This is a genomic window from Streptomyces sp. NPDC049585 (assembly GCF_040675615.1).
Lineage (GTDB): Bacteria > Actinomycetota > Actinomycetes > Streptomycetales > Streptomycetaceae > Streptomyces > Streptomyces luteosporeus.
The window spans coordinates 1-20,798 of sequence record NZ_JBFAPE010000023.1; the positions used below are offsets into that span (position 1 = coordinate 1).

Genomic DNA, 20,798 nt, shown 5'->3' on the forward strand with positions numbered 1-20,798 from the left:
GTTTTTTTTTTTTTGTTTTTTTTTTTATTTGTTTTTTGCTTTACTTTTTTTTTTTTGGGGGGGGGGGGGGGGGGCCGCGCGGGGGGGGGGGGGGGGGGGGGGGGGCCCCCCCCCCCCCCCCCGCCGCCTATGCGCAGGTAGCCCAGGCGGTCGTACTGCCGGCCGGCCACCGATCCCTGCAGGCGCAGGACGACCTTGTTCCAGCGGTCGCCGCAGCGCTCGGGGGGCGCGTAGGTGCTCTTGTAGGGCGTGTAGTCGCGGAATGCGGTCTCGGCCACGGTGACCGTGCACGAGGTCGTGCCGGGCGTGGCCACCGGCGGACCGGCGGTGACCGGGTCGTGCCAGTCGGTGCCGAACTCGGCGGGGGCCGCGGTGGCCTGGCCGGTGCTCAGCAGCAGGGCGGCGGTGACGGCGCACAGTACCTGGAGCAGTCGTCTCATGGGGCAGGAGTGAAGCGCTTTGCCGCGGGGCGCACCAGTACTCCACCGGCCCGAGTGCCATCCGGCCTCCTTTGGCCCGAATCGCACGGCCGCCGCCGCCCGGCGATCCGCAGGCGTGGAAAACCAGTTGAAACAGGGCGCGCGGGCGGGCCAGCCTGGCACGACTCCACCCGTCCCCTGCGAACTCGGAATCCCATGCAGATTCGCGATCTTCCGTACACCGATCCCGGCCGACCGGACGTCCGGTCCGGACCGCGCTTCCTGGTATGGCTGGGGCGCGGTCAACTCGGCGGCCAGCTCAAGGCGGTGCTCTGGGGCACGGTGCACATGGCCTCCGTCGCCCTCTTCCCGGTGGCCGTGGGCCTGGCCGTGCAGGCGGTCGTGGACCGCTCGGGCGGCCGCCTGGTGGCCTCCGGCGGCCTGATGCTGCTGCTCGGCGCCCTCACCACGCTCGGGGACACCATGCTGCACCGGGTGGCCGTCACCAACTGGATCCTGGCCGCGGCCCGCGTGCAGCAGCTCCTGGCGCGCAAGGCGGCCGAGTTGGGTGCGGCGTTGACCCAACGCGTGGCGGCCGGCGAGGTGGTGGCCGTCTCGACGGGCGACGTGGAGAAGATCGGCTGGTTCGTCGAGGCGTTCTCCCGCTTCACCGCAGCCGCCTTCACCACCGTGGTGTTGTGCGCGGGACTGGTGATCTACCAGCCGGTCCTGGGCGGTCTGATCGCCCTGGGCGTGCCCCTGCTGGTGCTGGCCGTGCTGCCGTTGCTGCCGCCGGCGACCGCGCGGGCGGACGCCCAGCGCGACAAGGCCGGTTACGCCACCGAGCTGGCCTCGGACACCGTGGCGGGGCTGCGGGTGCTGCGGGGCATCGGCGGCGAGGAGCTGTTCCTGGAGCGCTACCGCCGTGCCTCGCAGGAGGTGCGGTCGGCGGCCGTGCACAGCGCCCGGATGTGGGCGCTGATCGCCGCCGTCCAGGTGGTGCTGCCGGGACTGCTGCTGATCGCAGTCGTCTGGTACGGGGTGCACCTGGTGCAACAGAACACGATCGGCGTCGGCGAACTGGTCACGGTCTACGGCATCGTCACCTTCCTGCTCTTCCCTCTGCGGCAGTTCGAGGAGATCGCCCAGGCGTACTCCTTCGCGCTGCCCTCGGCCCGGCGTGCCGTCAAGGTGCTGGGTCTGCAACGCCCGGCGGCCTCCACGCAGGGGCAGCCGTCCGCCCCGGTGGGGGACGCCGCGCTCCGCGGCGATCTGTACGACCCCGTCACCGGTCTCCTCGCCCCCGCCGGGCGGCTGACCGCGGTGGTGTGCGGCGACCCGGATGCCGGCGGCCGCCTGGCCGCCCGGCTCGGCGGGCACGCCACCGGCACCGGCACCGGGGAGCAGCCCTCCGTGCTGCTGGGCGGGGTGGCGCTGGACGAGGTGCCGCTGCCGGCGGCCCGGGCGGCGGTGCTCGTCCAGGACAAGGACCCGGTGCTGCTGTCGGGCACGCTCGCCGAGCTGCTGGACGTGCCCTCCTCGGGCGCGGTGACCGCCGAGGAGGCCCTGACCGCCGCACAGTGCGACGACGTGCTGGCCTCGCTCGTGCGCTCGTCGGCCCTTCCGGCCGGCGCCCGCGGCGATGCGATGGCGGCCCGCATCACCGAGCGCGGGCGCTCGCTGTCGGGCGGCCAGCGGCAGCGGCTCGCCCTGGCCCGCTCGCTGGTGACCGACCCCGAGGTGCTGGTGCTCGACGAGCCGACCTCGGCCGTGGACGCCCACACCGAGGCACGCGTCGCCGACGGGGTGCGGGCCCTGCGCCGGGGGCGGACGACGGTGGTGTTCACCTCCAGCCCGCTGGTGCTCGACCGGGCGGACCGGGTCGTCTTCGTCCACGAGGACGGCGTGGCCGCCGTCGGTACGCACACGGAACTGGTGGACACCCACCCGGCGTACCGCGACGTCGTCACCCGCCGGACGGACGACGAGGACGACGGGGCCGACGAGACCGCCGGTGATCCGGCCGACGAGCGCGAACAGATAGGGGAATCGGCATGATCGGCGCAGCACCGCCACAGTACGACCCGGCCGCACCGGAGTCGGCGACGACCCTGCCGGTCGCCGGGCCGGCCACGGTACGGGCGTATGTGCGGGCCCTGCTCAGCCGGCACCGCCGGGCCTTCGTGGTGCTGGTGAGCGCCAACGCGGTCGCCGTCGTCGCCTCCATGGCGGGCCCGTACCTGCTGGGCGGGCTGGTCGACGAGCTGTCCGCGGGCGCGCGGGACCTCCACCTGGGCCGGACCATCGCCCTGTTCGGCTTCGCCCTCGCCGTCCAGACGCTCTTCACCCGCATGGTGCGGCTGCGCGGCGCGGTGCTCGGCGAGCGGATGCTGGCCGACCTGCGCGAGGACTTCCTGGTGCGCTCGGTCGCGCTGCCGCCGGGCGTCCTGGAGCGGGCGGGCACCGGTGACCTGCTCTCGCGGATCACCACCGACATCGACCGGCTGGCCGAAGCCATGCGCGAGGCCGTGCCGCAGCTGGCGATCGGCTTCGTGTGGGCCGCTCTGCTGCTCGGGGCGATGACGGTCACGGCGCCGCCGCTCGCGCTGTCGCTGCTGGTGGTCCTGCCGCTGCTGATCGCCGGCTGCCGTTGGTACTTCCGGCGGGCCCCCGCCGCCTACCGCTCGGAGGCCGCGGGCTATGCCGCCGTCGCCGCGGCGCTGGCCGAGACGGTCGACGCCGGCCGCACCGTCGAGGCGCACCGCCTGGGCGGGCGGCGCGTGGCCCTGTCCGACCGGCGCATCACGGAATGGACCGGGTGGGAGCGCTACACGCTCTGGCTGCGCTCGGTGCTCTTCCCGGTGGTCAACGCCACGCATTTCCTGCTGATGGGCGCCGTGCTGCTCATCGGCGGGTTCTGCGTGCTGCACGACTGGATGTCGGTGGGCGAGCTCACCACCGGCGCGCTGCTGGCGCAGATGCTCGTCGAGCCGCTCGGGCTGATCCTGCGCTGGTACGACGAGCTGCAGGTGGCCCAGGTGGCGCTGGCCCGGCTGGTGGGGGTGCAGGAGATCGAGCCGGGGGCCGGTGACGAGAAGGTGCGCCCCGACGGCCGCGACGTCGCCGCCGACCGGGTCCGCTTCGGCTACACGGCGGGCGCGGACGTGCTGCACGAGGTCTCCCTCGCGGTGCGGCCGGGCACCCGGGTGGCCCTGGTGGGCCCGTCGGGTGCGGGCAAGTCCACGCTGGGCCGGCTGCTGGCGGGCATCTACGCCCCCAGGGAGGGGAGCGTGACGCTGGGCGGGGCGGAGCTGTCGCGCATGCCCACCGAGCGGGTGCGCCGGCACGTGGCGCTGGTCAACCAGGAGCACCACGTCTTCGTGGGCTCGCTGCGCGACAACCTGCTGCTGGCCCGGACCGGCGCCGGTGACGAGGAGCTGTGGGCGGCGCTGGCGGCGGTGGACGCCGACGGCTGGGCCCGGTCCCTGGCGGAGGGCCTGGAGACGGAGGTCGGATCGGGCGGGCTCGCGCTGACCCCGGCGCAGGCCCAGCAGGTCGCACTCGCCCGGCTGGTGCTGGCGGACCCGCACACGCTGGTGCTGGACGAGGCGACCTCGCTGCTCGACCCGCGCGCGGCCCGGCACCTGGAGCGTTCGCTGGGCAAGGTGCTCCGGGGCCGGACGGTGGTGGCGATCGCGCACCGGCTGCACACCGCGCACGACGCCGATGTGATCGCGGTCGCGGAGAACGGCCGGATCAGCGAGCTGGGCTCGCACGACGAGCTGGTCGCCGCCGACGGCGCGTACGCAGCGCTGTGGCGCTCCTGGCACCGCTAGGCCGTGTCCGGCGGATCATGCAGTGCCCCGTAAGGGGCGCGGGGCGCCCGGGTGTCTGTCCGGACGGTGCCGACCGGCGGGCGGGTGGTCAGCGGGTGGTCAGCCCAGGTTCAGGGCCGCCAGGCCGCCGGCACCGCCGAGCAGCAGGAAGGCCGGCATGAGGATCTTGGTTTCGACGCGGCTGCCGGCGCGGAAGCGCAGGGACTTCGGCGGGCCGAGGGGGTACCAGCGCTTGCGGGCGATGGGCAGCGGCCACAGGATCGGGCAGCCGGAGACCGTCAGGGCGTCCCCGATGTCGTGCACGAGGGCGCCCAGGACGATGGGCAGGCCCAGCCACAGGTACTGCTGGCCGTCGCCGGTCAGCAGCCAGCCGGCGCCGTTGCCCGGCCGGTCCAGCTCCCCGGCCAGGATCCAGGCCCCGGTCGCACCCAGCAGCCAGACCAGGACGTCGCTGGAGGTGCGGGCCGCCCGCCACAGCAGCCCCTCGACGGCGAGCACCAGATGGACGAAGAGGATGCCGAGGACGGCCCAGCGGCCCCCGGTCGCCGCCAGCACGGAGGCTCCGGCCCCGATGAGCAGGGCCCACAGCGCGGTGTGGGTCAAGGTGCGGTGGCCGCCGCTGCGGCGGGGGTCCGCCTTGGTCCGGGTCGCCTTGTAGACGGCGTACGAGAGCTTGTCGATGATCTCGCACAGGATCCGGGATATCGGGCCGAAGGACCGCGATATCGTCGCCGACTTGTGGTCCAGGTCCGGGGCCAGGGCGGCGCCGGCGCAGATGAGCGTCCCGACGACGAGCACCGGCCAGGGCATCGGATGCCCGGTTGCGGCCGCTGCGGCCCCCACGCCCAGCCAGGCTGCCGCTCCGGAGAGCGAGTGCGCCGGTCCCATCATGGTCGTTCCACCCCTTCGCCGGCCCGCGCGGGGCCTTTCTGACGCGCTGTCGGCGACTCAGGGTAACGTCCGGATGATCAACGCCGGAACGGCCGGTTGCCTGATCGGGGCCCGGGCCAGGCACTATGGTGGCGTGACCCTTATCGATCAGATGCCGAGCCATGCCGACCCCGACGCCCTCTTCGAAGCGTTCTCGACCTGGGCCGAGGAGCGGGGCATCTCGCTGTACCCCGCCCAGGAGGAGGCGCTGATCGAGGTGGTCTCCGGGGCGAATGTGATCCTGTCCACACCGACGGGCTCGGGCAAGAGCCTGGTGGCGGCCGGGGCGCACTTCACCGCGCTGGCCAACGACCAGGTGACCTTCTACACGGCCCCCATCAAGGCGCTGGTGTCGGAGAAGTTCTTCGACCTGTGCAAGATCTTCGGCACCGAGAACGTCGGCATGCTCACCGGCGACGCCTCGGTCAACGCCGACGCCCCGGTCATCTGCTGCACCGCCGAGGTGCTCGCCTCGATCGCGCTGCGCGACGGCAAGGACGCCGACATCGGCCAGGTCGTCATGGACGAGTTCCACTTCTACGCCGAGCCCGACCGCGGCTGGGCCTGGCAGATCCCGCTGCTGGAGCTGCCGCAGGCGCAGTTCGTGCTGATGTCGGCGACGCTGGGCGACGTCACGCGCTTCGAGGAGGACCTCAGCCGGCGCACGGGCCGGCCGACGGCGGTGGTCCGCTCGGCCACCCGCCCGGTGCCGCTGTCCTACGAGTACCGCGCGACGCCGCTGACCGAGACGCTCACCGAGCTGCTGCAGACCCAGCAGGCCCCGGTGTACATCGTGCACTTCACCCAGGCCGCCGCGGTGGAGCGGGCGCAGGCGCTGATGAGCATCAACATGTGCTCGCGCGAGGAGAAGGACAAGATCGCCGAGCTCATCGGCAACTTCCGCTTCACGACCAAGTTCGGCCGTAATCTCTCGCGCTTCGTGCGCCACGGCATCGGCGTGCACCACGCCGGCATGCTGCCGAAGTACCGGCGCCTGGTGGAGCGGCTGGCGCAGGCGGGCCTGCTGAAGGTGATCTGTGGGACGGACACGCTCGGCGTGGGCGTGAACGTCCCGATCCGCACGGTTTTGTTCACCGCGTTGACCAAGTACGACGGCCAGCGGGTGCGCACCCTGCGGGCGCGGGAGTTCCACCAGATCGCGGGCCGCGCCGGCCGGGCGGGCTTCGACACGGCGGGCTTCGTCGTCGCGCAGGCGCCCGACCACGTCGTCGAGAACGAGAAGGCGCTGGCGAAGGCGGGCGACGACCCCAAGAAGCGTCGCAAGGTGGTGCGCAAGAAGGCGCCCGAGGGCTTCGTGAACTGGACGGAGAACACCTTCGAGAAGCTCATCGCCTCCGAGCCGGAGCAGCTCACCTCCCGTTTCAAGGTCACCCACGCCATGCTGCTGGCGGTCATCGCCCGGCCCGGCAACGCCTTCGAGGCGATGCGGCGTCTGCTGGAGGACAACCACGAGCCGCGCCGGAACCAGCTGCGGCACATCCGCCGGGCGATCGCCATCTACCGCTCGCTGCTGGACGGCGGGGTGGTCGAGCGGCTGGAGGAGCCCGACGCCGAGGGCCGCATCGTGCGCCTGACGGTGGACCTGCAGTCGGACTTCGCCCTCAACCAGCCCCTGTCGACCTTCGCACTGGCCTCCTTCGAGCTGCTGGACCCCGAGTCCCCCTCGTATGCGCTGGACATGGTCTCGGTGGTGGAGTCGACGCTGGACGACCCGCGCCAGATCCTGATGGCGCAGCAGAACAAGGCGCGTGGCGAGGCCGTGGCCGAGATGAAGGCGGAGGGCGTCGAGTACGAGGAGCGCATGGAGCGGCTGATGGACGTCACCCATCCCAAGCCGCTGGAGGAGCTGCTGTCGCACGCCTACGGGCTCTACCGCAAGAGCCACCCGTGGGTGGGCGACCACCCGCTGTCGCCGAAGTCCGTGGTGCGCGACATGTACGAGCGGGCGATGACGTTCACGGAGTTCGTCGCCCACTACGACCTCGCGCGCACCGAGGGCATCGTGCTGCGGTACCTGGCGAGCGCGTACAAGGCGCTGGAGCACACCGTTCCCGACGACCTGAAGTCCGACGACCTGCAGGACCTGATCGCCTGGCTGGGCGAGATGGTGCGCCAGGTCGACTCCAGCCTGCTGGACGAGTGGGAGCAGCTGGCGAACCCGTCGGAGGAGTCCGCCGAGGAGGCGCGCGAGCGCGCCGACCAGGTGCAGCCGGTCACCACCAACGCGCGGGCCTTCCGGGTGCTGGTGCGCAACGCGATGTTCCGCCGCGTCGAGCTGGCCGCCCTGGACAAGGTGGAGGAGCTCGGCGCGATGGACGCCGACTCCGGCTGGGACGAGGAGCGCTGGGCGGCGGCCATGGACGCCTACTGGGACGAGTACGAGGAGCTGGGCACCGGCCCGGATGCGCGCGGCCCGAAGCTGCTGCGGATCGAGGAGCGGCCGCAGGACGGGCTGTGGCGCGTCCGCCAGACCTTCGCCGACCCCAACGGCGACCACGACTGGGGCATTTCGGCCGAGGTGGATCTCGTGGCCTCGGACGAGGAGGGCCGGGCCGTCGTGCGTGTGACGGACGTCGGCCAGCTCTGACGTCGGCGTCCGGCGCCCGTGGCGGTGCAGCCCGAGCAGCACCGCCACGGCGCTCACGCCCGGCCGCGCAGCCATGACCACAGCCCCCTGCGCCGGGCCGGCGCGCCGGCCGGCTCCCCTGCCCCGGGCCCGTCCGGCGGCGCCGGCGCGGCCCGCTGCGCATGCCCGTCCGCTCCCCGGCCCGTCGCGTCGCCGGCCTGCGGCGGCGCGGGCGGTGGCCCTCCGGCGCGGGCCTCGGCCAGCGCGGCGGCCAGGCGGTGGCGGTAGTGGTCCCGCTCGTCGGGGTCGGCGGCCAGGACCAGGCGGGCGGTGACCTCGCCGGCGGCCCGCGCCCCGGGCCGGGCCCGGGCGAGGACCGGCCGCAGGGCCTCCAGGCACGCCCTTTCCCGTGCGTCCGCCGCGGCGCTCGCCACGTCGGCGGTCTCCAGCACCGCCGCGACGGCGGCCGCCCGCTGCCAGGGCCCGGTGGCCGCGGCCGTCAGCTGGGCGACGCGGCGGGCGCGCCAGCCGCGCGGGCGCCGGTCGGGCTGTTCCTCCAGTGCCTGGCGCAGCGGTGCGGGGATCCGGCCGGACAGCAGATCCGGGCTCGCCTCCGCGAAGTCGACCAGCTCGCTCGCGAGGTAGTGCCAGACCACGACGCGATAGCGGTTGACGTAGAACTTCACGGGCGTGAAGCATCCGGCGCGGGCGAGACGGGTGAAGCGGGCCGCGCCGATCGCCAGCAACTCGGCACCCTCGGCCGTGCCCACGGTCCACAGCCGGCTGCGCAGGGCCTCGGGGAAAACGGTGGCGGATCTGTGCCGCTCGATCTCCGCGCGGCTCACGCGCAGCCCGTCGCCGGCGGTCCGCACCTCCCCCAGCTGCACGGCCAGCTCGAACTCCCGCGAGCCGAGCCCCAATTCCCGCGCGGCCCGCGCGAAGGGAACCTCCGCCCGCACCCGACCCTGCCGTGCCTCGTGCCGCTGCACTTCGCGGCCGGCCTGCTCCTGCTGCACCGCCATGACGCCTCCCCGCCACCGTTCCATCACGGACAGTGACGACATTAGCGCGGGCGGGTACGGCCCGGGCAAGCCTGTGGATAACTTCGGTGCGGCTGATGTTCCCGCAAGTCAGCGGCTCGTCGGCCGGTCTTTGCCGACGCGGTTGGCCAGCAGCGTCATCTCGTACGCGATCAGTCCGATGTCGGCTTCGCCGTCCCCGAGCACACACAGGCACCCGTCGGCCCCGGCGGCCGTGACGAACAGAACCCCCTGGTCGAATTCGACCATCGTCTGCCGCACCTCGCCCGCCCGGAACTGCCGTCCGGTGCCCCGGGCCAGGCTGTGCAGCCCGGACGCGACCGCCGCCAGGCGCTCGGCGTCCTCCCTGCTCAGGCTTGCACTCGCCCCGGTGACCAGCCCGTCGCTGGAGAGCACCAGGGCGTGGCGTATCTCCCCGACGCGCTCGGTCAACTCGTCCAGCACCCCGTCGAGTCCCTTGCCGCTCGTCATGCGCCGCCTCCCCGTTGCGCGATGTCCCCGTGGGTGTCCCCGTGACTGCCGTGCCAGCCTTGCCCACCCGCGCGCCCACGGCAACCCGCCCCCGCTCGTCGGTACATGCCAGGGGCTTGGTCACACCGGCCCCACCGAATATGCACGCGAGGCGCCCGGAATGTGCACGCGGGGTTCAACTCCACGACCGGCGGGCACACTTGAACGACCGCAGGTATGGCCGCTCACGGGGGCAGGTGATCCGCGTGTTCGACAAACTCCGCAAACGCATCGAGGTGGTGCGGCAACCACCCGCGCCCCGCCCGCCGACCGCCAGGCGGCACAACCTCTTCGAGGCGGCGGCGGCCTACGTCGCCGCCTGCGCCGAGAACGACCACGACAGGAGCCTGGAGGCGGCCCGTTGGGTCTCGCCGGAGGCCCTGAGCTTCGGCGTGAACGAGCTCGCCTGCCGGGCCGTCATCGCCCTCGCGCGCGAGCGCGACCAGTCACCGCAGGCCGTGGCCCGTTCGCTCATGGGCCTGCCGACCGCCTAGCCCCCCACTGCGGCACCGCAGGTCCCTGGCGTCGCGCCCCGCTCCGCGGCCGTTCGCGAGCCCGTCACCTTGAAGTCGTGCCCATGCCAGCACGCGCTCCTACGCTGCCCCCACGTCAGCGAACTCCCCCCACTCCCCCTGCCCGGAGGTGCGCCCGTGCACGCCATAGCCGGTCCCCGCCGTCCCCGACTTCCCCGACCTTCCCGCCTTCGCCGGCGCCACGCCGTCGCCCTCGCCACGGCCCTCGGCCTCGCGGCGGCCTCCCCTCTGCTGTGGGCCCCCGACTCCGCCGCCGCGACCGCCGTGCCCACGCCCGACCACGTCGTGGTCGTCGTGTTCGAGAACCACGCCTACGACCAGGTCATCGGCAGCTCCAGCGCCCCGTACATCAACACGCTGGCCAAGGACGGCGCGAACCTGACCGCCTCCTACGCCGAGACGCATCCCAGCCAGCCCAACTACTATGCGCTGTTCTCCGGCGACACCCAGGGCGTCACCGACGACAGCTGCGTGGACCCCGGCTTCAGCGACGCGCCGAACCTCGCCTCCGAGCTCCTCGACGCGGGCAGAACGTGGGCGAGCTACAACGAATCGCTGCCCGCCGAGGGCTCCACGACGTGCAGCAGCGGCAAGTACCGCCAGAAGCACAACCCCTGGTTCGGCTTCTCCAACGTGCCCACCAGCAGCGCGCACACCTTCTCGGCCTTCCCCCGCGACTACTCCGCCCTGCCCGCGGTCTCCTTCGTCGTGCCGAACCTGTGCAGCGACATGCACGACTGCTCCATCGGCACCGGCGACACGTGGCTGAAGAACAACCTCAAGGGCTATGCCGACTGGGCGAAGACGCACAACAGCCTGCTGCTGATCACCTTCGACGAGGACAACCGCCTCAGCGGCAACCGCATCCCCACCGTCCTGTACGGCGAGCCCGTCAAGGCGGGCGCCACCTCCGGCACCACCTACAACCACTACGACGTGCTGCGGACGCTGGAGAGCATGTACGGCCTGCCGCACGCCGGCAACGCCGCCGGCGGCAAGGACATCACCGGGATCTGGAACGGCTGACCGTGTACCTCGCGGACAGCCGCACCACCCCACCCGCCGCCGGCCGGGAATCCGCCCCCGGCCGGCGGCGGGCCGCCGTGCCCGCGACGGTCCTCGCGCTGGGTACCGTCAGCCTGATCACCGACGTCTCCTCCGAGATGGTCGGCGCCGTCCTGCCGCTGTACCTGGTCACCGGACTGGGCCTGACCCCGCTCGGCTTCGGCCTGCTGGACGGCGTCTACAACGGCGCGGGCGCCCTCGTCCGCCTCCTCGGCGGCCGGATCTCCGACGGGCGCGCCGGCGGCCACAAGACCGTGGCCGCCGCCGGCTACGGACTGTCGGCGCTGTGCAAGCCGCTGCTGCTCCTCGTGCACAGCATGCCGCTGATCGGTGCCGTCCTGGCCGCGGACCGCGCGGGCAAGGGGCTGCGCACCGCGCCGCGCGACGCGCTGATCTCGCTGTCCTGCGAACCCGCGGCCCGTGGCCGCGCCTTCGGCGTGCACCGCGCGATGGACACGGCCGGCGCGCTGCTGGGGCCGCTGCTGGCCTTCGTGATCCTGCGCGCGGGGGCGGACGGGTTCGACGCCGTCTTCACCGCGAGCGCGTGCATCGCCGTGCTCGGCGTGGTCGTCCTCGTCCTGTTCGTCCCCGCGCACACCGGCGGGGCCGGCGACCCGCGCGGCGCGGCGGCCCGCACCGGAGCCCGGGAGCTGCTGCGTCTGCCCGCCGTGCGCCGGCTCACCGGCTGTGCGGTGCTCCTGGGCCTGACCACCGTGAGCGATTCCTTCCTCTACCTCACCCTGCAGCGCCGACTGCACCTGCCGGAGGCGTGGTTCCCGCTGCTGCCGCTGGGTACCGCCACGGTGTTCCTGCTGCTGGCCGTTCCCCTGGGTGCGGTGGCCGACCGCTGGGGACGGCGCCGCCTGTTCCTGTGCGGCCATCTCGCCCTGCTCACCGCGTACGCCGTGCTCCTGCTCGCCCCGCCGGGCGCCTCCCTGGTGACGGTCTGCTGCGTCCTGGTCCTGCACGGCGGCTTCTACGCGGCCACCGACGGGGTGCTGGCCGCCGCCACCGCCGACGCCGTGCCGCGGCAGGCTCGTGGCAGCGGCCTGGCCGTCGTGCAGACCGGTCAGGCCCTCGCCCGCTTCGCGTGCTCGATCGCCTTCGGCGCGGCCTGGACGGCCTGGGGCGAGCGCACGGCCCTGGCCGCGGGCGCCGCCGGGCTGGGCGCGGCCACCGTCCTGAGCGCACGGCTGCTGCGCCCCTCCTCCGCCGGGATTCCTCCCATCGCACCGGAGAGCGCCCGTTGACCCGAACGCACCGGATCCTGATCCTGCTGGCCACCGTGCTCGTCCTGGCCGGCGTCGCGATCGGGGTCACGCTCCACGCCGCCGGCCGCGCGGCCGAGAAGGACCGGCCCCGCGCGGGCGGGCCCGCCGTGCACCCGGGCGAGGTCACCTTGGACGCGCCGGGTCGCAGCGTCTTCCGCAACATGGCCTGGGGCCCGCACCGTGACGAGGTCGCCTCGGTCCCCACGGCCGATCCCACGGGGGCGCGCACTTCCTCCGGTGTCCGCTGTCTGCGCTTCCATGCGGCGGCCGGTACCGGGATCTGCCTGCAGTCCGTGCGCAACGGTCTGCGGGACGACTACCGTGCCGTCCTCCTCGACGCGCACCTGCGCGAGCTGCGGCGCTACGATCTCGCCGGCATCCCGACCCGTGCCCGCGTCTCCCCCGACGGCCGCGCCGCGGCATGGACGGTCTTCGTCAGCGGCGACTCCTACGCCGGCACCGCCTTCTCGACCCGCACGTCCGTCCTCGACACGCGCACCGGCGAACTGGACGGCGACCTGGAGACGTACCGGTTCCTGCTGGACGGCCGGCAGCACCGGGCGGCCGACATCAACGTGTGGGGCGTGACGTTCGCCGACGCCCGGCACTTCTACGCCACCGTCGCCACGGGCGGCAGGACGTACCTGGTCGACGGCGACCGCACGGCCCGTACCCTGCGCGCCCTGCACGAGAACGTCGAGTGCCCGTCGCTGTCCCCCGACGGCACGCGCATCGCCTACAAGAAGCGCGTCGAGGGCGCCCCGGCGGACGCACCCTGGCGGCTGTACGTGCTGGACCTGCACACGATGCGGGAGACGGCGACCGCCGAGCGGCGCAACGTCGACGATCAGGCCGTCTGGCAGGACGCGCACACCCTGGTCTACTCCCTGCCCGGCGACTTCGGCTCGGACCTGTGGACCGTAGCGGCCGACGGCTCGGGGCGTTCCCGGCTGCTGATGAAGGCCGCGCTGGCCCCGGCCTTCGCCGCGCCCGCTCCACGCCCCTGAGCGCACGTCATGTGACGCGCTTCACCCGCTGCTCGCGCGCATGTGCGGCGCTTCTCCTGTACCCTCGGGCGCTCCGAGCATCGCTAGTCAAATTTGAGGAGCAGTCCAACCTGTGGCTCCGTCCTCCGCCGTGACACCCGCCCACGTCTCCCTGCTCAGCCGCTGCCGGGCGGCCTTCCTGCCCGGCGACCCCGCTCGCACCGGACGCATCGCCTTCTGGCTGCCGGACGGCGAACCGCCCCTCGACCACGCCGCCTCCCCTCACGCCACGACCGAAGAGCTGACCGTCGCCGTCCCCGCCGGCGCGGACGTCACCACCACGACCGTACGCGCCACCGTGCTGCCGGTACGCGAGGCCCTGCCCGTGCTGACCCGCGCCCGCACCGCCGGCGGCGACGAGGCCGCCGCCTTCTGGGGTGCGGCCGCCGTGCTCGCCCTGCAGCTCGCCGCGCGCGGCCGGCTGCTGCCGGGCCTGAGCGAGGCCGGGTACGACACCTGGCAGGCGGGCCCGTTCGACGCCGAGGACGCGCGCCGCATCGCCGACCTGGCCGCCGCCATGCCGCCCGCCGCCCACGCCGTACCGCTCCCGCACACCGGCGCCGACCTCCTGCTGCCCGAACCGGGGCAGTTGCTGCGCTCCTTCCTCGACGCCGTCGCCGACGGCCTGCCGCGCTCCCCCGCCGCCCCGGCGGCCGCCGGCCACCGTGCCTTCACCGCGGCCGCCCCGCAGCGCCTTCGCCGCAGGCGGGGCGGGTCCGTGCCGGAAACGCCCGTGCGGCTCTCCCTGCGCGTCGAGGTCCTCGGCCTGACCGCGGCCGGCGCCAAGGGCGACGACGTGCAGGAGGCGGCTTTGCGCTTGCGGGTCGTGCCCCAGGTGCACGGCATCGCCGACCCGGCGCTGGTCGCCGACGCGGCGGACGTCTGGACGGGCGCGAGCGCCGCCGGTGCCGCCCTGGGCGCGGGCGCGCGGCCGACGGCCCTGCTCGCCCTGCGCCGCGCCGCTCACGCCTGGCCCGTGCTGCAGCCTCTGCTCGCGGACGCCGTGCCCGGTCCTCTCGACCTCGCCGACGAGGAGGTCACCGAACTGCTCGGCGCCGCCGCCACTGCCCTGGACCGGGCCGGCGTCGAGGTTCACTGGCCCAAGGAACTGGTCCGCGGCCTGACCGCGCGGGCCGTCGTCGGGCCGCCGGACGGCGAGGCCGGGCCGGCCTTCGACCGGTCCTCGGGACTGCCGCCGATGCTGTCCGCCGAGGCACTGCTGACGTTCAGCTGGCGATTCGCCGTCGGCGGCCGGGAGGTGAGCCGGCAGGAGCTCGACCGGCTGGCCGAGGCCAGCCGACCGGTGGTGCGCCTGCGCGACCAGTGGGTGCTCCTCGACCCGCAGGCCGTCCGCCGCGCCCGCTCCCGGCGCGACCGCAAGATGACGCCGGTCGAGGCGCTGGGTGTGGCCCTCGTGGGGCGCGCGGAGACCGCCGAGGGCGAGGAGCCGGTCGAGGTGGGGGCCACCGGCTGGCTGGCGGCGCTGCGCGAGCGCATCGCCGACCCGCAGGCCGCGACCGAGCCGTTCGCGCCGCCCGCCGCGCTCGCCGCCACCCTGCGCGACTACCAGCTGCGCGGCCTGGCCTGGCTGGACCGGATGACCTCGCTCGGCCTCGGCGCCTGCCTGGCCGACGACATGGGCCTGGGCAAGACCGTCACGCTCATCGCCCTGCACCTGCACCGCCAGACCCTGCCCGGCGGCGCCGGCCCGACCCTGGTGGTCTGCCCGGCCTCCCTCATGGGCAACTGGCAGCGGGAGATCGAACGTTTCGCCCCCGGCACGCCGGTGCGCCGCTTCCACGGCCCGGCCCGTGACCTCGGCGGCCTGGCCGAGGGCGAGTTCGTGCTCACCACGTATGGCACGATGCGGCTCGACGCCCGGCGGCTGGCCGGGACCGGCTGGGGCCTGGTCGTCGCCGACGAGGCGCAGCATGTGAAGAACCCCCGCTCGGCGACCGCCAGGGCGCTGCGCGGCATCGGCGGCGCCGCGCGCGTCGCGCTGACCGGCACCCCGGTGGAGAACAACCTCTCCGAACTGTGGGCGATCCTCGACTGGACGACCCCGGGCATCCTCGGCCCCCTGGACCGCTTCCGCAGGCGCCACGCGCGCGCCGCCGAGGGCGGCGACCAGCAGGCCGCCGAGCGGCTCGCGGCCCTCGTGCGCCCCTTCCTGCTGCGCCGGCGCAAGTGCGATCCGGGCATCGCACCGGAGCTGCCGCCCAAGACCGAGACCGATCACGTCGTCGCCCTCACCGAGGAGCAGGCCGGCCTGTACGAGGCGGTGGTACGGGAGTTGCTCGCCGAGGTGGCCGAGGCGGACGGCATCGAGCGCCGCGGGCTGATCGTCAAGCTGCTCACCGGCCTCAAGCAGATCTGCAACCACCCGGCGCAGTTCCTGAAGGAGGAGCCCGCCAAGAGGCGCCGCACCTCGATGCTCACGGGCCGCTCCGGCAAGGTGGAGCTCCTGGACGAGCTGCTGGACACGGCGCTCGCCGAAGGGGCGAGCGTGCTGGTGTTCACCCAGTACGTGCGGATGGCGCGGCTGCTGGAGCACCACCTCGCGGCACGCGGGCTGCCGTGCGCGCTGCTGCACGGCGGCACGCCGGTGGCGCGGCGCGAGGAGATGGTCCGCCGCTTCCAGGAGGGCGAGGTGCCGGTGTTCCTGTTGTCGCTGAAGGCGGCGGGCACGGGGTTGAACCTGACCCGTGCCGGGCACGTCGTGCACTTCGACCGCTGGTGGAACCCGGCCGTCGAGGCGCAGGCCACCGACCGTGCGTACCGCATCGGCCAGACGCAGCCCGTACAGGTCCACCGGTTCGTCGCCGAGGGCACCGTGGAGGACCGCATCGCGGAGCTGCTCTCGCGCAAGCAGGCACTGGCGGACGCGATCCTCGGCTCCGGCGAGGCGGCACTGACCGAACTGACGGACGCCCAGCTGGCGGAACTCGTGGCACTGAGGGGGACGGGACGATGACGGACGCAACGGCAAAAGAAGAGCGCGTCTTCGCGGCGCTGCCGCCCGTGTCCGGCGGGGTGTTCGCCCGCAGCTGGTGGGGGCGGGCCTGGCTGCAGGCGCTGGAGGACACGGCGCTGGACGGCGCGCAGGTCAAGGCCGGCCGCCGGTACGCCCGGGCGGGGGCGGTCGGCGCGATATCCGTACGGCCGGGTCGCGTCACCGCCCTGGTGCGCGACCGGGACGGCACTCCGCAGCGCGCGGACGTGCTCGTGCGGACGCTGCCGGCGGACGACTGGGAGCGGCTGCTGGAACTGGTGGCCGGCCGGGCCGGGTACACCGCCGCCCTGCTGGACCACGACCTGCCGCAGGGGCTGGCCGAGGACGCGGCGGCGAGCGGCTGCGAACTGCTGCCCGGCATCGGGGACCTGGAGGCCGAGTGCGCCTGCGAGGCCTGGGACCACTGCGCCCACACGGTGGCCCTGTGCCACCAGGTGGCGCGGTTGCTCGACGAGGACCCGTTCGTGCTGCTGTTGATACGCGGGCGCGCCGAGGCTGCGGTGCTGGACGGGTTGCGGGCGCGCAGCGCGCCCGCCGCCCGCGACGACGCGCCGGCCGCCGCGCCGGAGCCACCGGCGGGCGTATCGGCGCGTGAGGCGTTCGCGGGGCGCGCAGGGCTGCCCCCGCTGCCGGCTCCGCCCCCGGCGGTCGGGACCGCGGGCCGCCCGGTGCTGCTGAGCGTCACCGGCGCCGAGGACTCGACGGAGGTGGACCTGGAGGCGCTGGAGTTCCTGGCCGCCGTGGCCGCCGAGCGGGCCCGGCTGCTCCTGGCCGCGGCGCTGGCGCCGGGCCACGAGCTGACGCCGGTGCCCGCGCCGCCGGCGTTCGCGCAGGACCTGGCGCACCTGGCCGCCTCCGGCCCGCCCGGCCGCGTCGCCGCCCGCCTGGCGGCGGCCGGCTGACACCGGCGCGGGGCGTTGTCGATGTGCGGCTGCCGCCGCGTGGGCGCGACAAGCCACGGCGCGCCCGCAGGCAACGTGCTCCGCCCGGGCCTCGGGGGTGGCGCGTCGACTGCGGGCCGTCGGTGGCCGATCGCGCCCACGCGGCGGCAGCCGCACATCGGCACGCCCCGCGCCCCTGACGGGGCGCCCCGTCAGGAACTGCGCGACAAGCCACGACGCACCCGCAGACGGGACACCGCATGATCTGCCAGATTCGCCCTAAAGCCCGAATACGTCGGTCGGCAGGGAGCTCGGCAGGGACGTGGCCAGGCCCGAGGGCAGCGCCGAGGGGAATGCGGACGGGAATCCACTCGGCAGCCCGCTCGGCCACGTGGACGGCAAGCTGCTGGGCAGATCGCTGGGCAGCTCGCTCGGGAAACCGGACGGCAATCCGCTCGGCAGTCCGCTGGGTGCCCCGGAGGAGGCCGACGCGCCGGACGGACGGTGGTCCGGCGCGTTCCCCGTCCGGTCGGACAGGACCTTCACCGCGCCTGCGGCGAGCCCCGCCACCGCCACGAGCGCGACGACGACCAGGGCGACGCGCCGGCCGCCGCCCGGGCGCGGCGGGCCGGGCGGCCCGGCGGGGCCGAAGCCCCCGGGCGCGGGGCCGAAGCCACCGGGCGGCGGCCCCGGGGGCGGTCCGTACGGAGGTTGCCCGTACGGCGGTCCGTACGGCGGTCCCGGCGGGGGTGGAGTGGCCATGCAGCCAGCGTTCCCCGGGGCGCCCGGGGCGGCAGCGGGATGTGACCGTACCGGTACAGGCTTCGCTCCGGACGTCGACATTCCGCCATTCGCCCGGTCCGGCGCCGCGTGGCGCTACCGGGATAAATATCCGCTAACAGTACGATTCGACGGGTGACTGCCGAGATCACCCAGCTACGGGTCACCGACGCGAAGGCGAGGGCGGCACGCCTCCTGCTGGCGTACCGGCACGGCAACCAGGCGGCGTTCGACGACGCTCTGCCGACGCAGCCGTCGGCCGAGGAGGCGCGCGAGCTCGTGCGCGCGCTCGCCTGGGTCGCCAACGAGGCCGTGCACAAGGCGTACCGGCCCGACGTCGCCGACCGGGTGCTGCGGCACATCGTCCGGCGCGTGCCCGACGAACCGGGCTGGGTGGAGACGGACGAGGAGGCCGCACCGGATGTCGCAGTGCTGCTCGAATCCGTGTGGCGCGGGGACGCCGAGACGGTACGGGACCTGGTGCGCGCCACGCCCGACACCACCTTCGTGCTCGGCAAGCTCGTCCAGGCCGTGGCGCTGCTGCTGCCGTCGGTGCCGGCGCCGGCGATGCGCCGGGTGCTCACCCAGCTGCGCGCAGGAACGCCTCCAGGCCCGCCAGGTCGTCGGTGTTGAGGTAGTCGACGCCGGCGGCGAGCAGTTCCCGCCACAGCGCGTCGCGGGCCGGTCCGGGTGTGTCCGGCGTGGCCCAGAAGCGCACCGTGCGGTGCTCGGCGTGCGCGGCGGCCACGATGCGCCGCAGGGCGGCCCGCTCGCGGGCGGGCATCGGGCCCACGCCCTGCCAGGTGAAGTTCTTCGTCCAGTCGTCGCTGACCAGGGGGATGAAGGAGGCGGGCGGGCCGCCGAGGTCGGCCAGGCGGCCGTCGTAGAAGGCGTACCGCGTCCACTTGCGCTGCATCGGCTCGCGCGCGGCACGGTCGCCGGAGACCACAGCGGTGACGGCCGCGCGGCGGACGACCGCGCCGGAGGCCGAGCTGAGGATCGGGCGGTAGGGGCGCAGGTGCCTCTCGAGCGCCCGATAGGTGCTCGCGCCCTCGGTCTTGATGTCGATGAGCAGCTGCAGTGTCTGGTCGTGGCCGCGGTAGACGCGTCCGCCGTTGGCTCTGACGCGGTGCAGGAGCGGCTCCAGGTAGAGGGCTTCGAGGGTGCGCGAGGGGTCGAGGCCGGAGGCGTCGTGCGCGACGAGGAGCTGGTCGCCGACGAGCCAGATGTCCGCCTCGACGCTGTTGAAACCGTGGGCGAGCGCGTCGGTGAGCGGGTGGGGGTGGGCGTAGTCGTTGTGGGCGTGGGCGTGCGTGAGCGGCGCGCGGGAACACTCGGCGCGCCGTTCGACCGGGACGGCGGCGTACGCCGGACGGGTGAGGGATCCGGCGAGTACCCCTCCCAGGGACAGGACCACGGCTCGGCGCGTACGCGACATTTGACTGCCTCTCTGCGAGCGGACGGGCGAATAGGCGCAGGCTGCGCACACTGTCGCTGGTGAGTATCGAGGCCCGCAGGGCTGTTCGACAGAGGCGGGCGGAGAGTTGCCGGAGTGTATGCCGGTGCTTTTCCCGCCGTTCTACGGGGCATGGATAAGTCCCTTGCTACGTGACCGGGTTGACGAGACCTGCGGGGTGACGGTGGCTGGACGTGGACGCCGCGTGCGCGCGGTGCTGACGGTGCTGGTGACATGGTTCTCATGGGTCGGCGGGGGCACCGCGCACGCGGGGGCCGGCGAGCCCGCCGCCCCCCTGGTGCTGGAGAAGGCCTCCTCGGTGGCGCCCGGCGTGAGCTACCGGGGCTTCAAGGTGCGCGGCGCGCACGGGACGGCGTACGGGCACCTGCTCACCGTCGACCTGCGCAACCGGCGGGTCTCGGTGGACCTGCTGTACCCGGGCGCGGTGGCGGCCCGGGCCAAGATCTCCCAACTGGCCGACCGCGAGGGTGCGGTGGGCGGGATCAACGGCGACTTCTTCAACATCGCCGAGGCCCAGCACCCGGGCGTGGATGCCACGGGCGCGCCGGTGGGCCCGGCGATCGCGAGCGGACGGGCGCTCAAGGCCGCCGTGCCGGACGGACAGCGCTTCGGCCCGGCGCTGCCGCGCGGTGCGAGCACCGAGGACGTCCTGGCGGTGGGCACCGACGGGGTGGGCCGGCTGGAGGAGCTGGAGCTGGACGGGTCGGTGGAGACGCCCGACGACGATCTGCCGCTCAGCGGCTTCAACCAGTACGCCATCCCCGTCGACGGCATCGGGGCGTTCACCCCGGCCTGGGGGCGGGCCTCACGGCTGCGGTCGACCTGCGGCACGGACCGCGACCGGGGCGCGCGCTGCGCCCGCGAGACGTACGAGGTGACCGTGCGGGGCGGCAGGGTGTCCCGGACGGCGCGACGGCCCGGGAGCGGCCCGGTCCCCCGGGGCTCGGTGGTGCTGGTGGGGCGCGAGGGCGGGGCGCGCGACCTGCGCCGGCTGGAGGTCGGCGACCGGGTGTCGGTGGAGCAGCACCTCAGAGCGCGCCGCGCGGGGGCGCTGCGCTTCGCCATCGGCGGCTTCCCCGTCCTGCGCGACGGCCGGCCGCTGCGGGGCCTGGATGCGACGACGCCGGCGGTGCGCACGGCGGCGGGCCTGGCGGACGACGGGCACCGGCTGTACCTGCTGGCGCTGGACGGCGGCGCGGCCTGGCGGCCGGGCCTGACCGTGGCCGAGCTGGCGCGCACCCTGGACCGGCTGGGGGCGGACGACGCGTTCAACCTCGACGGCGGCGGGTCCTCGACCCTGGTCACCAAGGGCCCGCACGACCGGCACGCCGTGGTGCGCAATCACCCCTCGGGGGGCGCGGAACGGCCGGTGCCCAATGGGATCGGAGTTTTTGTCCGACGGTGATACCA

Annotated in this window: 17 protein-coding genes; 11 read left to right on the forward strand and 6 right to left on the reverse strand. The window is 74.3% G+C overall.

What is annotated here, in order from left to right:
- Positions 1-440, reverse strand: a 440-nt coding sequence (locus AB0K17_RS22125) for a peptide-N4-asparagine amidase (protein ID WP_365983966.1), incomplete at its 3' end; no start/stop codon positions are given.
- Positions 441-635: 195 nt separating this feature from the next.
- Between AB0K17_RS22125 and AB0K17_RS22130 the strand changes: the two genes are divergently transcribed.
- Together AB0K17_RS22130 and AB0K17_RS22135 are read left to right on the forward strand one after the other, a co-directional pair.
- On the forward strand, positions 636-2,477 hold the full coding sequence (locus tag AB0K17_RS22130; RefSeq protein WP_365983967.1) for an ABC transporter ATP-binding protein: 1,842 nt from the start codon (positions 636-638) through the stop codon (positions 2,475-2,477).
- Positions 2,474-4,255, forward strand: a complete 1,782-nt coding sequence (locus AB0K17_RS22135; RefSeq protein WP_365983968.1) for an ABC transporter ATP-binding protein — start codon at positions 2,474-2,476, stop codon at positions 4,253-4,255. The genes AB0K17_RS22130 and AB0K17_RS22135 overlap by 4 nt, the downstream gene beginning before the upstream one ends.
- Before the next feature lie 99 nt (positions 4,256-4,354).
- Here the strand turns inward: AB0K17_RS22135 and AB0K17_RS22140 are convergent, their stop codons facing one another.
- Entirely contained in the window at positions 4,355-5,146 is a 792-nt protein-coding gene (locus AB0K17_RS22140) for a metal-dependent hydrolase (RefSeq protein WP_365965883.1), read from the reverse strand.
- 133 nt (positions 5,147-5,279) lie between these two features.
- On the opposite strand from AB0K17_RS22140, the gene AB0K17_RS22145 reads away from it, so the two are divergent.
- On the forward strand, positions 5,280-7,793 hold the full coding sequence (locus AB0K17_RS22145; protein WP_365983969.1) for a DUF3516 domain-containing protein: 2,514 nt from the start codon (positions 5,280-5,282) through the stop codon (positions 7,791-7,793).
- A 53-nt stretch (positions 7,794-7,846) separates the two neighbouring features.
- Here the strand turns inward: AB0K17_RS22145 and AB0K17_RS22150 are convergent, their stop codons facing one another.
- Complete coding sequence (locus AB0K17_RS22150) at positions 7,847-8,794, reverse strand: DUF6397 family protein (protein WP_365983970.1); 948 nt, start codon at positions 8,792-8,794, stop codon at positions 7,847-7,849.
- A 108-nt stretch (positions 8,795-8,902) separates the two neighbouring features.
- Positions 8,903-9,283 (reverse strand): roadblock/LC7 domain-containing protein, encoded by a 381-nt coding sequence (locus AB0K17_RS22155; RefSeq protein ID WP_365965886.1) that lies wholly within the window; start codon positions 9,281-9,283, stop codon positions 8,903-8,905.
- 269 nt (positions 9,284-9,552) lie between these two features.
- Between AB0K17_RS22155 and AB0K17_RS22160 the strand changes: the two genes are divergently transcribed.
- From AB0K17_RS22160 to AB0K17_RS22185, 6 genes are all read left to right on the forward strand, one after another.
- Positions 9,553-9,816, forward strand: coding sequence for a hypothetical protein (locus tag AB0K17_RS22160; protein WP_365965918.1), 264 nt, complete (start codon positions 9,553-9,555; stop codon positions 9,814-9,816).
- A 267-nt stretch (positions 9,817-10,083) separates the two neighbouring features.
- A complete protein-coding gene (locus AB0K17_RS22165) occupies positions 10,084-10,881 on the forward strand; it encodes an alkaline phosphatase family protein (protein WP_365984032.1) in 798 nt (265 codons plus the stop codon).
- Positions 10,882-10,883: 2 nt separating this feature from the next.
- Positions 10,884-12,170, forward strand: coding sequence for an MFS transporter (locus AB0K17_RS22170; RefSeq protein ID WP_365983971.1), 1,287 nt, complete (start codon positions 10,884-10,886; stop codon positions 12,168-12,170).
- Positions 12,167-13,198: a TolB-like translocation protein gene (locus AB0K17_RS22175; RefSeq protein ID WP_365983972.1), complete on the forward strand. Its 1,032-nt coding sequence runs from the start codon at positions 12,167-12,169 to the stop codon at positions 13,196-13,198. Before AB0K17_RS22170 ends, AB0K17_RS22175 begins: the two co-directional genes overlap by 4 nt.
- 112 nt (positions 13,199-13,310) lie before the next feature.
- Entirely contained in the window at positions 13,311-16,211 is a 2,901-nt protein-coding gene (locus AB0K17_RS22180) for a DEAD/DEAH box helicase (protein ID WP_365983973.1), read from the forward strand.
- On the forward strand, positions 16,208-17,152 hold the full coding sequence (locus AB0K17_RS22185) for an SWF or SNF family helicase (protein ID WP_365983974.1): 945 nt from the start codon (positions 16,208-16,210) through the stop codon (positions 17,150-17,152). The genes AB0K17_RS22180 and AB0K17_RS22185 overlap by 4 nt, the downstream gene beginning before the upstream one ends.
- Before the next feature lie 258 nt (positions 17,153-17,410).
- Here AB0K17_RS22185 and AB0K17_RS22190 read toward each other — a convergent pair whose 3' ends face one another.
- Positions 17,411-17,893, reverse strand: coding sequence for a hypothetical protein (locus AB0K17_RS22190; RefSeq protein ID WP_365983975.1), 483 nt, complete (start codon positions 17,891-17,893; stop codon positions 17,411-17,413).
- Between the two features lie 153 nt (positions 17,894-18,046).
- On the opposite strand from AB0K17_RS22190, the gene AB0K17_RS22195 reads away from it, so the two are divergent.
- Entirely contained in the window at positions 18,047-18,544 is a 498-nt protein-coding gene (locus tag AB0K17_RS22195) for a hypothetical protein (RefSeq protein WP_365965892.1), read from the forward strand.
- Here AB0K17_RS22195 and AB0K17_RS22200 read toward each other — a convergent pair.
- Complete coding sequence (locus tag AB0K17_RS22200) at positions 18,492-19,349, reverse strand: phosphatidylinositol-specific phospholipase C/glycerophosphodiester phosphodiesterase family protein (RefSeq protein WP_365983976.1); 858 nt, start codon at positions 19,347-19,349, stop codon at positions 18,492-18,494. The genes AB0K17_RS22195 and AB0K17_RS22200 overlap by 53 nt on opposite strands.
- Before the next feature lie 202 nt (positions 19,350-19,551).
- On the opposite strand from AB0K17_RS22200, the gene AB0K17_RS22205 reads away from it, so the two are divergent.
- Positions 19,552-20,793 carry a phosphodiester glycosidase family protein gene (locus AB0K17_RS22205; protein ID WP_365983977.1) on the forward strand — a complete coding sequence of 414 codons (1,242 nt, stop codon included), beginning with the start codon at positions 19,552-19,554 and terminating at the stop codon, positions 20,791-20,793.
- The last annotated feature ends 5 nt before the right edge of the window (positions 20,794-20,798 follow it).

Coding starts and splice junctions, on each gene's coding strand:
- AB0K17_RS22150 (WP_365983970.1), bottom strand. CDS start 8,794: ATGGCGGTGCAGCAGGAGCAGGCCGGCCGCGAAGTGCAGCGGCACGAG.
- AB0K17_RS22135 (WP_365983968.1), top strand. CDS start 2,474: ATGATCGGCGCAGCACCGCCACAGTACGACCCGGCCGCACCGGAGTCG.
- AB0K17_RS22130 (WP_365983967.1), top strand. CDS start 636: ATGCAGATTCGCGATCTTCCGTACACCGATCCCGGCCGACCGGACGTC.
- AB0K17_RS22185 (WP_365983974.1), top strand. CDS start 16,208: ATGACGGACGCAACGGCAAAAGAAGAGCGCGTCTTCGCGGCGCTGCCG.
- AB0K17_RS22140 (WP_365965883.1), bottom strand. CDS start 5,146: ATGATGGGACCGGCGCACTCGCTCTCCGGAGCGGCAGCCTGGCTGGGC.
- AB0K17_RS22190 (WP_365983975.1), bottom strand. CDS start 17,893: ATGGCCACTCCACCCCCGCCGGGACCGCCGTACGGACCGCCGTACGGG.
- AB0K17_RS22155 (WP_365965886.1), bottom strand. CDS start 9,283: ATGACGAGCGGCAAGGGACTCGACGGGGTGCTGGACGAGTTGACCGAG.
- AB0K17_RS22200 (WP_365983976.1), bottom strand. CDS start 19,349: ATGTCGCGTACGCGCCGAGCCGTGGTCCTGTCCCTGGGAGGGGTACTC.